Raw genomic sequence first — 11,536 nt, 5'->3', positions numbered from 1 at the left:
GCGCGGAATCGAGGATTCGCGCGGAAACGAGGATTTCCGCGGTCCCAGCCTCAGCAGTGTTCACGCCTCCACGGGAAGAGGGTTGCCATGAGGTTCACCGGCATGCGTACAGCGAAGGCCACCGCGGCGGCTCTGGTCGCCGTACCGCTCGCGCTCGCAGGTATGGCGCAGCAGGCCCAGGCACGGGCGGCGTCGCCCAGCCCGTCGGGGACGTTCGGTCCCGGGTGTCCCGCGGTCTCCCAGAAGATCGACACGGTCAAGGACAAGGTCACCGAGGCCGCCGCCGCGTATCCGCAGCTCAGCCAGCTGGTCTCGGCCGCGGTCAGGGCGCGGCTGAACGGCACTCTCGACAGTAAGTCCCACATCACCGTCTTCGCCCCCAGTGACCAGGCGTTCCAGAAAGTGTCCGCGTCGCAGCTCACCTCGCTGCTCAAGAACCAGGGGCAGCTGAAGAAGGTGCTGACCTACCACGTAGTGGACAAGCAGATCACGCCGGACGAACTCTCCCACGGCTCCTTCACCACGGTGGAAGGCGGCAAACTGACCACGTCGGGCTCGGGCACCGACTTCAAGGTCAACGGGAAGGCGAGCATCGTCTGCGGCAACATCAAGGCCGCGAACGCCACCATCTACGTCATCGACGCGGTGCTCCAGCCCCCGTCGTCCTGACCTTGTCGTGCCAGGCGCCGTACCGGTCGGCGAGGGCGACGGCGGTGACACCGTGCAGCAGCACGCTGAGGCCGACGGTGACCGCCACGACCCTCGCCATCAACTCGACTCCCTGGACGTGCTCTTCCTCAAGGAGCAGCAGACCGAGCACGACGGATGCCAGACCACGGGGCCCGAACCATCCGATGTAGGCGACCGTGGGACCTCGCAGCCCGCTGCCGGCGAGCGCGAGGGCCACGGGCACCATACGGACCACGGTGAGGCTGAGAACCGCGTAGCCGACGACGCGCCAGCTCAGGTGCTCCAGTGTCGGGCCGAGCAGTACGGCGCCGAAGACCAGCAGGCTGAGTGAGGCGAGGAGTTCGCCGAGGTGCTCGGTGAAACCGGCGGCGGGGTCGGGGGCGTCCGGCGAGGGGTCGGGGCCCTCCTGGGGGTCGGTGTCCGGGAGCCTGCCTTCGACGGTCGGGAACCGGCGTCCTAGGGTCGGGAACCGGCTTTGGGTGGCCGGAATCCGGCGCAGTGCGGAACCGAAGGCGAAGCCGCCGATCCAGGCGCCGATGAAGCCGCTGCCGTTCACCACGAGCGCCAGTGCGTACGCGGCCGTGGCGACAGCCGGGACGAACAGTTGCGCCCACTCCCCCGAGACCCATCCCCGTGACCGCGCCGCTCGCAACAGCAGGCCGCCGACGGCGCCGACCAGGAACCCCAGCACCGAACTGAGTACCAGCGCACGCCAGAAGACACCCGACGCGCCCTCTCGCGCGGCGGACGTGCCGGGTATGACGGCGAGGAAGAGCACGAAGAACGGCAGCACCATGCCGTCGTTCAGACCGCTCTCCACATTGAGGCCGTGCCGGACCAGCGCGGGAACTCGTGGACTGGACATGGCGGTCTTGCCGAGGGCCGCGTCCGTGGGCGCGAGGACGGCGCCGACCAGGGCGAGTTCCCACAGGGTAAGCCCGGGCAGCAGGGGCCACGCGAGCAGCCACCCTGCTCCGATGCTCAGCGGCAGACCGACGCAGAGAAGCCGGGCCGGGAGAAAGCCGTCGGTCCGCAGGTCCCGTCTTCGGACCGTCATGGCGTCGGTGAACAGCACCAGGGTGAGCGCCGCTTCGAGCAGTGCGATGATCGGCTCGGAGCCGTGCTTCAGGTCGACGATGTCGAGCGCCACCGGACCGAGCAGGATCCCGCAGCCGACGAACACCATCGCCGACGACACGGGGGACGATGCCAGCCGCCGTGAGCAGAGCGCGTACGCGGCCGTGACGCCCGCCACCGCCGCACCGGCCCACGCTTCGCCGCTCATCGCCGGGGCCTTCCGTCGGCACACCTCGCTCGGCAGCGCTGAAGGCAGGTTCCCGGTGGTCCGGGCCCTGACAGTCCGCGCGGATCCATCCTCCTCCGGTTGTCCGGCCGTCGCAGCCGGAGCACGGGGGCGGCCGCGCCCACGCCTCGTCCTCGGATCACTTCGGGGACCGCGCCTGGTCCGGGGCGGGCGCGCCCGGCGGCGGCAGGGCGGCAGGGGTGCCGTCACGCCGACGTGGGTACCCCTGGGGATCCCCGTCGCGCGCGAGCGGCCGGGCCGCGTACGTGATCCGGATGACGCCGTCGGCGTGCCGTTCGGTGTGCGCGTGGACGCCGAAGACATCGGCGAGGAGCTCCGTGGTGAGCACCTTGAGGACCGGTCCCGCCGCGGCCACGGTTCCGGCGTGCAGGACGACGAGGTGGTCGCAGAGACGGGCGGCGAGATCGAGGTCGTGCAGGACGGCGAGCGTGGTGACGCCGGTGGCCCGGATCAGGTCCAGCAGCTCGAACCGGGCGCGGATGTCCAGGTGGTTGGTGAGTTCGTCCAGGACGAGGAGTTTGGGGTTCTGGGCCAACGCCCGGGCCAGCAGGACGCGTTGCCGCTCGCCGCCGGACAAGGAGGGGCGAGGTCCCGGTCCGCGAAGGGTCGTACGCCGCAGCGGTCGATGGCGGCGGACACGGCCTCGTGGTCCTCGGTGCCGTCGCGGCCGAGCAGCCCGTGGTGGGGGGCGCGGCCGAGGGCTACGATCTCGGTGACCGTCAGGCCGGTGGTGTTGCCGCCGGTGTCCTGGAGGACGGCCGCGGTACGGCGGGCCGCCGCACGCGGAGACAGCTCCCACACGTCGTCGTCGCCCACCCGGACGACGCCGGCCGCCGGGCGCAGTGCGCGGTAGACGGTGCGCAACAGGGTGAACTTGCCGCTGCCGTTGGGGCCGACGAGTCCGACGACGTCGCCCTGGCCGACTTCGAGGCTCACGCCGCGCAGGATCGGGTTGCGGTCGAGGGTGACGTGGAGCCGGTCGACGATGAGTTTCATGGTTCAGTCCAGGCCCTTGTCGCGGCGCAGCAGCCACAGGAAGAAGGGGGCGCCGAGGAGTGCGGTCAGGATGCCCAGGGGCAGTTCGTCGGGGCGGTCCAGGGTGCGGGAGAGCAAGTCGACGAGGACCAGGTAGAGGGCACCCAGCAGGGCCGTCAGGGGCAGCAGCCGACGGTGGTCGGCGCCGGTGGTCAGCCGTACCAGGTGCGGGATCATCAGCCCGACGAAGCCGATGCTGCCGGCGACCGCGATGACCGTGCCGGTCAGCAGCGCGCTGAGGACCAGGAGGACGGCGCGCAGCCTGTTGACGTCGACGCCGAGCGCGGTCGCCGACTCGTCGCCGGCCAGCAGCGTATTGAGGCGGCGGCCGAACAGGGACAGCAGCGTGGTCGTGGCGAGCACGACGGCCGCCACCGTGGGGAGTTGGTTCCACTGTGCGCCCGCGACGCTGCCCAGCATCCAGAACATCACCGTCCGCAACTCGGTCGGGGTCGCCTGGAGTTGCACGAAGCTGGTCGCGGAGAGGAAGACGTAGCCGACGGCGACACCGGCCAGGACCAACCGGGTCGGCGCCATCCGTCCGTGGCGTCGGCCGAGCGCGAAGACCAGGGCTCCGGCGGCCACCGCACCGAGGAAGGCCGCCGACACCCCAAGACCGGCGGACGTCGGTGGCGGCCACCTTCTCCTTGCTCAGGTCGGCGGAGGAGGTCCTGGAGGCGTTCTCGAAGGCGTTGGAGCCGCCCGCTCTGGCCAGGATGTCGTTGTTGATGCCCTTGGCGACGACCGAGCTGAAGTCGTTGCCGCCCATGGACATGTTGGAGAAGAGCACCATGACCTTCGGCTTCTTCTCCCCCTTCACCTTGGCGGTGACGGCCGCGATGTTCTTCTCGGAGGCGGCGATCAGCTTCTCGGCCCTGTCGCTCACGCCGAAGACCTTGCCCATGTCGCGCAACAGCCGGTAGCTGTCGGCGATGGTCATCCCGGACGTGTCCTGGTGGCAACCACGCGGCGAGACATAGGTGTTGGCGCCGACGTCCTTCAACTGCCCGCGGGTGGCGAAGCCGTTCTTCTGGTCGAAGCCGTACGACGTCGTGGACAGCACCAGGTCCGGACGCAGTCCGAGCATGGCCTCCCGGGGGATGTCGTAGGCGTCGTTGAGCTTCACGCCCCCGTGGGCAGCTTCTTGATCGCCGCGGCCCGGCCCGGCACCTCGGACATGCCGTAGCCCTGCTCGTTGGCGACGATCCTGTCGCCGAGACCGAGGGCGAGCAGGGTGGAGACCTCGGCGACGGAGGCGCCGTTCATCACGACGACCCGGCTGGGTGCCTTCGCGAAGGTCTCCTTCACACCGCAGTTGTCGAGGGTCACCGGGTATCCGGTCGCCGAGGCCGCGGCCTTCGTGTCGGTCGCCTTGTCGGCGGACGGCGAGCCGCACCCGGCCGTCAGCAGACAGAGTGCTGCGGCCAGGGCGGCGGCGGCCGGCCGGTTCATCGACATGCGGGCTCCTTGCGTCAGGCGTGTGCCCGTGGGGCGGGCTCCGATGCAGTAGTCGGGGCGAAGCGGGCTCGGGTTCCCGCGAGTTGCCGACCGGGGCCCGGCATGCTCGTGATGGACTGCGACAGGGGGTCAGGTGGTGATGGTGGCGACGGGTTCGAGGCCGTACGTCCGCGCGTAGCCGTTCTCGGTGCCGACGAGGAGGTCGACGATCTCGAAGTAGCGGTCCCAGAAAGGGGTTTCGCGTAGGGCGTCGACAAGGAGCTGGTAGGCGTGGTGGTCCTTGGCCTCCCACACCCATACGTCGGTGACGCGGGCGGAGTAGAACTCGGTGTCGTAGAAGCGTGATCGGACACCGGTGGTTCGGGCCTCGATGGCCGGCAGGACCTGGGTGGTGAAGGCGTCCACGCGTTCCTGGACGGTCAGGGCGAGCCATTCGGGCGTGGTCTTGACGAGCATGAACGCCGTGACGGGCGGTTCGGTGTCGCCGGTCGTGTCAACGGGATCGCCGGTCGTGTCAACGGGCATGGGGATGCCTCCGCGAGGGGGTGGGTGTCGGGCTTCAGGAGAGGACGGCGGGCTTGAGGGTTTGGGCGCACCACTGCTCGAAGCCGGTGGCGGAAGCGGTGTCCGGGGTGCGGGCGACACCGGCGTCGAGGCCCTCGTCCTTGGCCCGCTTCATGTCGACGATGCCCTGCGCGAACGCTTCGTGGAGGCCGTAGCCGACGAGCGTGGTGTACAGCTCGTCGAGCGGCTGACGTTCGTAGCGGACGGGGCGGCCGAGCTGTTCGGTCATGATGCGGGCCAGGTCGTTGGGCGACAGGTCCTCGGGCCCGAGGACCGGGACGCTGCCGGTGCCGGTCCAGGAGCGGTCGAGGAGCAGGCCGGCGGCGGCCGCCGCGATGTCGGCGACGGCGACGAGGGGGGCCTTGCGGTCGGGGTCGACGGAGTCGGTGAAGACGCCCTTCTCGCGGATCGAGTCGCATTCCTCCAGGAGGTTCTCGAAGAAGGACGGGTTGGCCAGGGCCCGGTAGGCGACGCCGGTGCCGGCGATCAGGTCGTCCATGGCGAGCGAGGCGGTGACAAGTCCTGCCCGGTCGGCGAGCGGGGTACCACGGCCGAGCGCGGAGACACCGACGACATGGCCGACGCCATGGGCGGTGAGTGCCTCGGCGGCGGGGCGGGTGAAACCGGTGTAGGCGTCCTGCGGGGCCAGCGAGGCGTCCGGGGGGACGAGCCAGAAGACGGCGTCCGCGCCCTCGAAGGCCCGGTCGAGGACCCCGGCTTCGGCATGCGAGCCGGTGACGACGTCGACGCGTCCGCGCGCCGCGTCCGGAAGCCGGGCGGGATCACGCACGATCACGCGCAGTTCCTCGCCCGCGGCGGGTGCGGACTCCAGGAGCAGGGAGAGCAGCTGACGGCCGATGTTCCCGGTGGGAGCCGTAATGACGATCATGAAAAACCTCGTGGGTCGTGCTGATTGGGTACGTCCCTCATCCTGCTGAGCGGCCCGGTGCTGCCACAATGGGAACTTCGGCACGGAATCATTGACTGAAATGGAATAACGCTGGTGAGCAGCCCTGATCCGGTCATCGACGCCAATCTCGCCATTGCGCTGGACGCCCTGCTGGCCGAGCACAGCGTGACGCGCGCCGCCGCACGTCTGCACACCTCGCCCGCCGCCATGAGCCGCACCCTGGCCCGGCTGCGCCGCGTCCTCCAGGACCCCCTCCTGGTGCGGGCCGGACAGGCCATGGTTCCCACCCCGCGCGCCCAGGCCCTGCGCGAGGAGGCCGCCGCGGTGGTGCGCGCTCTCGGCGCGCTGCTCAGTCCCGGCGCGAGTGTCGACCCCGCCGGCCTCAACTGCACCTTCACCCTTCAGGCCGCCGATCTGGTCGGCGCGGCGCTGGCCCCGGGGCTGCTGCGGCTGTCCCAACGGGAGGCGCCGGGGGTCTCGTTCCGGATCCGGGCCGAGGAGCTGGAGGCGGGGCCCGCCCTGCGCGACGGCCGGATCGACCTGGAGATCGGGGCCATCGACCATGTGGACCCCGAGACCCAGGTCGAGGAGCTGGTCAGCCTCCGTATGGTGGCCGCCGTCCGGTCGGGCCATCCGCTCACCGAGGGGCCGCTGACCCCGGACCGGTTCGCGGCCGCCCAGCATGTCGTGGTCAGCCGCCGGGGCCGGTTCACCGGACCGCTCGACACCGCTCTGGCCGAGCAGGGCCTGCACCGGCGGGTCAGCGTCGTCCTTCCCGGTCACCTGGCCGCGATGACCCTCGCCGCCCGCAGCGACATCGTCTGCCTCGTGCCCGCCGCGCTCCCCGGCGCCGCCCCCTCGCCCCTCACCGACGACGCCCACGCCCTCGGACTGCACCTCCTCGACATCCCCCTCACGCTGCCGCCGCTGACCATCGGCATGGCCTGGCACCCCCGGCACACGACCGACGGAGCCCACCGCTGGCTCCGCGACGCCGTCCGCCGGGCTCTCCGGGCACCGGCGGCGTCTTCGGGCCCGAGCGCGGCGGCGGATGCGAGCGAGCCCGAGCCGCCGGACACGGCACGGCGCAACTAGCCAGCTGGCCGAAGGGTGTTGAGTGCCCCTCCAGGAACCGCCCGGTCAGCACGAACGGCGGGACGCTCACGGCCGCTTCCAGATACAGGTGCGCTCCGCCGTCCGACGCGGAGGGCAGCAGGCTGAACGGCATCCGCATCCCGGGGCCGCCCGCCCCACCGAGGAACAGCGCGTACGCCGACCAGGTGAACGACGCGACGGTCCCCAGCGAGACCAGGGTGTCCATCGTGGCCGCGGAGTGACGCATGCCCCGCAGCGCCCTGACATGGAAGGGCCAGGCGCTCCACACGGCCACCGGCGCGGCCAGCACGAAGCACAGCCACTGCCAGTGGCGGAACTGAAGGGCAGGCACCATCGAGAGCACCAGCACGGGTACAGCCAGCAGCGCGGTGACCGTGAGCCGTTCCCGCTCGCGCCGGGACTCGGCCGCTTCCCCGTCCGCCGCGGATCTCTCGTCGTCCTCGCGCACCGGCAACGCGGCCTGGTACCCGGCCTGTTCGACCGCGGCGACGAGGCTCTCGGGCGCGACGCCGGCCGGGTGGCTGACCCGGGCGAGCCCCGTGGCCAGGTTGACCGAGGCCGTGACGCCCGCCAGCTTGCCGAGCTTCTTCTCCACCCGACGGACACAGGCCGCGCAGGTCATTCCGCCGACGGTGATGTCGGTGCCGACGAGTTCCGCCGCCGGCTGCCGGGCACGCAGGTCCCTCGAAGCGGCCGGGTTGTCAGCCGTCCCCGCCGAGCCGGCCCGCCCACCGCTGCTCGACCCTGGCCAACCGCCAGTACGCCAGCGCCGCCGCCCACACGACCACGAACAGGCCGACGATGACGTACCCCACGTTGTCCAGGTCCAGCCCGGCGATCCAATCGGTCACCACGTCACTGAGGTCGAGCTTCTCGTGCAGCACCCCGACCAGTTCGATGGTGCCGATCAGGAAGGCGACCGCGATGGACAGACCGGTGATGGTGAGGTTGTAGAACACCTTGCGCACCGGATTGGAGAACGCCCACTGGTAGGCGAAGTTCATGAAGGTGCCGTCGAGCGTGTCGAACAGGCTCATCCCCGCCGCGAACAGCAGCGGCAGGCACAGGATCGCGTACCACGGGAGTCCGGCCGCTGCGCCGCTGCCCGCCATCACCATCAGGGTGACCTCGGTCGCGGTGTCGAAGCCGAGCCCGAACAGGAAGCCCAGCGGGAACATCTGCCCGGGCCGGGTGATCGACCTGGTGAAGCGACCGAGGAAGCGGTTCATGAACCCCCGTGAGTCCAGGTGCTGTTCCAGGGCCGCCTCGTCGTACGTACCCGCTCGCATCGCCCGGAAGACCCGCAGAATGCCCGCGAGGGCCACGAGGTTCAGTGCCGCGATGAGGTAGAGGAAGGTCCCGGAGACGGTGGTGCCGACGACGCCGAGGGTCTGGTGGGTACGGGAGTCGTCGTCGAGCAGGGTGCCGGCGAGCTGCGTGCCGCCCGCGACCAGGGCCGCCATGGTGACCACCACGCTGGAGTGGCCGAGGGCGAACCAGAAGCCGACCGACACCGGCCGCTTGCCGTCGGCCATCAGCTTGCGGGTGGTGTTGTCGATCGCGGCGATGTGATCGGCGTCGAACGCGTGCCGCATGCCCAGGGTGTACGCGGTGACCCCGAGGCCCATGCCGAACGCCTTGGAGCCGACCTCGTAGTGTCCGGGCACGACCAGCAGGAACAGGATGCCGAACGCCACGACATGCAGGGCGGCGATCACCACCAGCAGCCCTGCGGTTCGGACGGTGTCCTCGCGCCGCCAACGAAAACGGGTCGACTCTGCGGGCAGGGCCATGGGGTCACGCTCCAGCACCTCGTGGATCAGCTCGTGAAGTGCCGTGGCCGGTCTCCTGGCTTACGGGTGCGCGCGTGTCCGTCCCGGCCTTCCCGTCCGCCTGACGGCGGACAGTGACCGTGCCCAACTGGGACGGATACTCCCCGATCACAGTGGCGAGGGCCGCTCCGGTCTGAGCCCCGCGAAGGGCTGTCACCGGTCTTCCCGAACACCACGGCCCGCCCACCGTATGACCGGCCACCCACTCCCGCACAACCGGACGGGCCCCCAGGTATCCAAGATCACACCAGGCCGGCCGCGAGGAGGTCCCCGCGCGCGTCCTCATGTGCGCAGCATCACCACGAGCAGCACCACCAACGCGATCAGCAGCGCGCCGCCCACCGACGCCAGGGTGATCTTCGCCGCGCTGTACGGCCGTTCGCCGATGACCTCGCCGGTGCGGGCGTTGACCATGACCGGCCATGCCTTGCCGGCGTGGAGGTAGGTCAGGAACCAGACGGGCAGCAGCACCAGCTTGTAGGTGAGGCCGCTGTAGGCGGTGGACATCGAGTGCACCCGCTGCTCGTCGCCGCCGATGTCGCGCTTGCAGTCGGCGCGGATCACCGGCGCCATCCGGGCCTTCGCCGACTCCAGGCCGGTCTCCGGCTCGACGTCGAAGCGGACGGTACGGAAGCCCGCAAGGTACTCCTCCTGGTAGGGGACCGTCTCCTCCAGTGGCCAGGGCGTGAGCTTGTCCAGTTCCTTCTCCGGCACCTGGCTGCTGCCGGGCACCAGCACATCGTCGAAGAACCGGTCGACGGTTCCGGACACATGGTGCCAGCGGGTGTGCCGCACCTGCCGGGTGTTACCGTCGGAGTCCTCCTCCTCCACCCAGTAGTGCTCGCCGCGCTGACCTGAGTACTCGGTGAAGGTCTGCGCGTCGTACGTCCAGTGCGGCAGGTAACTGCCCCGGAAGGTCTCCGCCTCGGTGACCTTCTTCAGCTCATTGGGAGCGAACCAGCGGGACTTCGTCCACTTCGCCAGCGCGTCCCGGGCCTCCTCGCGGCTCACTCCGAAGGGCAGTACCGCCTCGGGTACGACGCGTTCGGTGCCGGCGGCGTCCGCGACCAGCGGGGTGGCGCAGAACTGGCACTTGTCGCTGAGGGTGTCGCTCTCGGTCACCGCGTGGCAGCCGGGGCAGGTGTACACCTTCACCCGGCTCGGCGCGGACGCCCGCCGCAGCTCGGCCAGTTCCTCGATGGGGTGCTCGGTGACCTGCCGCGGTATCGGCGTGATGTCCTGCTCGTGCTTGCAGTACGGGCAGCGCAGCGCGTAGGTCCCGGGCGCGTACTCGCTCACCCCGCCGCACGCCTCGCACTGGAACGCCCGGTCGGGCGCCGGGGCGACGTCCTGATCCGTCAACTCACTTCTCCTTGTGACCTGTTACCGGAGGTCCTGGACGGCGGATGTCAGCCCTGCGGGGGCAGCGGCGGCGGGACGTCGGCGAGCAGCGACGCCAACTCCGGAACCTGGTCCGCGGGTTGCCAGGCGGCCTGCCCGCTGCGCCAGACCAGCGTGGCACGGGTCAGATTGCCCGCGGCGACCTGCCCGGCCAGCGCGCTCTCGTCGTACGGGCCCTGCTGCCGGCCTGCGACCGCGAGGAACCAGCGCGGCGCGGTGGGCAGCGGCGGCGGGACGTCGGCTGCGGGGGCGGGGGCGGGCTGCGCCGGTGCCTGTGCCGCCGGGGCCGAGGGGGTCGTCGTACCGGACATGCTCTGTACGACGCGCTGGCCCAGCGCCATGCCCACGCCCAGGCCGAGGGCGTCGCCGCCGGTGCCGGGGTTGGCCGCGGCGAGCGGGATCGCGTCGGCCGCCTGAAGCTTGGCGTAGTCGTCCAGATTGCCGGTGATGCCCATCCGGGAGCGGGTGTCGATCGCCGCCTCGACCTCCGGCGGAACGCTGATGTTCTCGATGTAGAACCGGGGGACGGCGATGCCGGTGGAGGTCAGTTCCTGGGTCAGCGCGTCGGCGAGTTGCCGTCCGATGCCGTCCTGCCGGGCGGCGAGGTCCAGCAGCGGTACACCGGCCGAGCCCAGCGCGGAGCCCAGCTTGGAGACGATCAGCTGCCGCAGGTGCTCGCCGACCTCCTCGGTACGGAACTGCGGGTCGGTGCCGGCCAGTTCGCGCAGCAGCGCGGCGGCGTCCACCACCTTCGCGGCGAAGGTGCCGAAGGCGCGGACCCGGACCATGCCGAACTCGGCGTCGCGCAGGATCACCGGGTTCTGGGTGCCCCACTTGAAGTCGGTGAACTGCCGGGTGGTGACGAAGTAGACCTCGGCCTTGAACGGCGACTCGAAGCCGTGCTTCCAGCCCTTCAGCGTGGACAGGACCGGCATGTTCTGGGTCGAGAGGGTGTACGTGCCGGGCTGGTAGACATCGGCCAGCCGGCCCTCGTTGACGAAGACGGCCACCTGCGACTCGCGCACCACGAGCCGCGCGCCCATCTTGATCTCGTTGCCGTAGCGCGGAAAGCGCCACACGATGGTGTCCCGGCCGTCGTCGGTCCACTCGATGATGTCGATGAACTCACCGCGGATACGGTCCATCAGCCCCACGACAACCCCCCATTCCTCGCGTTTCCGGAATCTCTCGCTCCCCGGCCGGTCC

At 70.7% G+C, this 11,536-nt stretch carries 9 protein-coding genes, 3 pseudogenes and 1 riboswitch; of the genes and pseudogenes, 2 read left to right on the top strand and 10 right to left on the bottom strand.

Annotated elements, in window-relative coordinates; genetic code table 11:
* Nucleotides 1-102 precede the first annotated feature (102 nt).
* Entirely contained in the window at nucleotides 103-669 is a 567-nt protein-coding gene (locus HEP81_RS37260; RefSeq protein ID WP_243279725.1) for a fasciclin domain-containing protein, read from the top strand.
* Here HEP81_RS37260 and HEP81_RS37255 read toward each other — a convergent pair.
* The 6 genes and pseudogenes from HEP81_RS37255 to HEP81_RS37230 all read right to left on the bottom strand — a co-directional run bounded on the left by HEP81_RS37255 (nucleotide 635) and on the right by HEP81_RS37230 (nucleotide 5,960).
* Entirely contained in the window at nucleotides 635-1,975 is a 1,341-nt protein-coding gene (locus HEP81_RS37255) for a cation:proton antiporter (protein WP_051850224.1), read from the bottom strand. The two genes, HEP81_RS37260 and HEP81_RS37255, sit on opposite strands and share 35 nt — an antisense overlap.
* A gap of 157 nt (nucleotides 1,976-2,132) precedes the next feature.
* Nucleotides 2,133-3,010 (bottom strand): annotated as a pseudogene (locus HEP81_RS37250) (ABC transporter ATP-binding protein).
* Between the two features lie 3 nt (nucleotides 3,011-3,013).
* Nucleotides 3,014-3,634: a FecCD family ABC transporter permease gene (locus HEP81_RS37245; protein ID WP_455754013.1), complete on the bottom strand. Its 621-nt coding sequence runs from the start codon at nucleotides 3,632-3,634 to the stop codon at nucleotides 3,014-3,016.
* Nucleotides 3,635-3,671: 37 nt separating this feature from the next.
* A pseudogene (locus HEP81_RS37240) lies at nucleotides 3,672-4,507 on the bottom strand (ABC transporter substrate-binding protein); the annotation flags it as partial.
* Between the two features lie 129 nt (nucleotides 4,508-4,636).
* Nucleotides 4,637-5,032 (bottom strand): darcynin family protein, encoded by a 396-nt coding sequence (locus tag HEP81_RS37235; RefSeq protein WP_037656836.1) that lies wholly within the window; start codon nucleotides 5,030-5,032, stop codon nucleotides 4,637-4,639.
* A gap of 34 nt (nucleotides 5,033-5,066) precedes the next feature.
* Entirely contained in the window at nucleotides 5,067-5,960 is an 894-nt protein-coding gene (locus HEP81_RS37230) for an NAD(P)H-binding protein (RefSeq protein WP_037656837.1), read from the bottom strand.
* 105 nt (nucleotides 5,961-6,065) lie between these two features.
* Between HEP81_RS37230 and HEP81_RS37225 the strand changes: the two genes are divergently transcribed.
* A complete protein-coding gene (locus tag HEP81_RS37225; protein ID WP_051850225.1) occupies nucleotides 6,066-7,076 on the top strand; it encodes a LysR family transcriptional regulator in 1,011 nt (336 codons plus the stop codon).
* A gap of 19 nt (nucleotides 7,077-7,095) precedes the next feature.
* Here the strand turns inward: HEP81_RS37225 and HEP81_RS37220 are convergent.
* The 4 genes and pseudogenes from HEP81_RS37220 to HEP81_RS37205 form a co-directional block, all read right to left on the bottom strand.
* Nucleotides 7,096-7,776, bottom strand: a pseudogene (locus HEP81_RS37220) (cation transporter); the annotation flags it as partial.
* A gap of 22 nt (nucleotides 7,777-7,798) precedes the next feature.
* Nucleotides 7,799-8,890: a Nickel transporter NicT gene (nicT, locus tag HEP81_RS37215; protein ID WP_037656888.1), complete on the bottom strand. Its 1,092-nt coding sequence runs from the start codon at nucleotides 8,888-8,890 to the stop codon at nucleotides 7,799-7,801.
* Between the two features lie 28 nt (nucleotides 8,891-8,918).
* Nucleotides 8,919-9,121: riboswitch (cobalamin riboswitch) on the bottom strand.
* Nucleotides 9,122-9,211: 90 nt separating this feature from the next.
* Complete coding sequence (locus tag HEP81_RS37210; protein WP_037656840.1) at nucleotides 9,212-10,291, bottom strand: TFIIB-type zinc ribbon-containing protein; 1,080 nt, start codon at nucleotides 10,289-10,291, stop codon at nucleotides 9,212-9,214.
* Nucleotides 10,292-10,338: 47 nt separating this feature from the next.
* Nucleotides 10,339-11,475: an SPFH domain-containing protein gene (locus HEP81_RS37205; protein WP_243279724.1), complete on the bottom strand. Its 1,137-nt coding sequence runs from the start codon at nucleotides 11,473-11,475 to the stop codon at nucleotides 10,339-10,341.
* Nucleotides 11,476-11,536 lie beyond the last annotated feature (61 nt).

Origin of the sequence: Streptomyces griseofuscus (genome assembly GCF_014673495.1) — a bacterium.
Classification (GTDB): Bacteria; Actinomycetota; Actinomycetes; order Streptomycetales; family Streptomycetaceae; genus Streptomyces; species Streptomyces murinus.
The sequence above is the reverse complement of the archived record's forward strand: the minus strand, read 5'-3'. Positions and strand labels throughout refer to the sequence as shown.

Bases quoted from the DNA above. Each gene is read 5' to 3' on its own strand.
- HEP81_RS37260 (WP_243279725.1), top strand. From the start codon at position 103: ATGCGTACAGCGAAGGCCACCGCGGCGGCTCTGGTCGCCGTACCGCTC.
- HEP81_RS37255 (WP_051850224.1), bottom strand. From the start codon at position 1,975: ATGAGCGGCGAAGCGTGGGCCGGTGCGGCGGTGGCGGGCGTCACGGCC.
- HEP81_RS37235 (WP_037656836.1), bottom strand. From the start codon at position 5,032: ATGCCCGTTGACACGACCGGCGATCCCGTTGACACGACCGGCGACACC.
- HEP81_RS37230 (WP_037656837.1), bottom strand. From the start codon at position 5,960: ATGATCGTCATTACGGCTCCCACCGGGAACATCGGCCGTCAGCTGCTC.
- nicT (WP_037656888.1), bottom strand. From the start codon at position 8,890: ATGGCCCTGCCCGCAGAGTCGACCCGTTTTCGTTGGCGGCGCGAGGAC.
- HEP81_RS37205 (WP_243279724.1), bottom strand. From the start codon at position 11,475: ATGGACCGTATCCGCGGTGAGTTCATCGACATCATCGAGTGGACCGAC.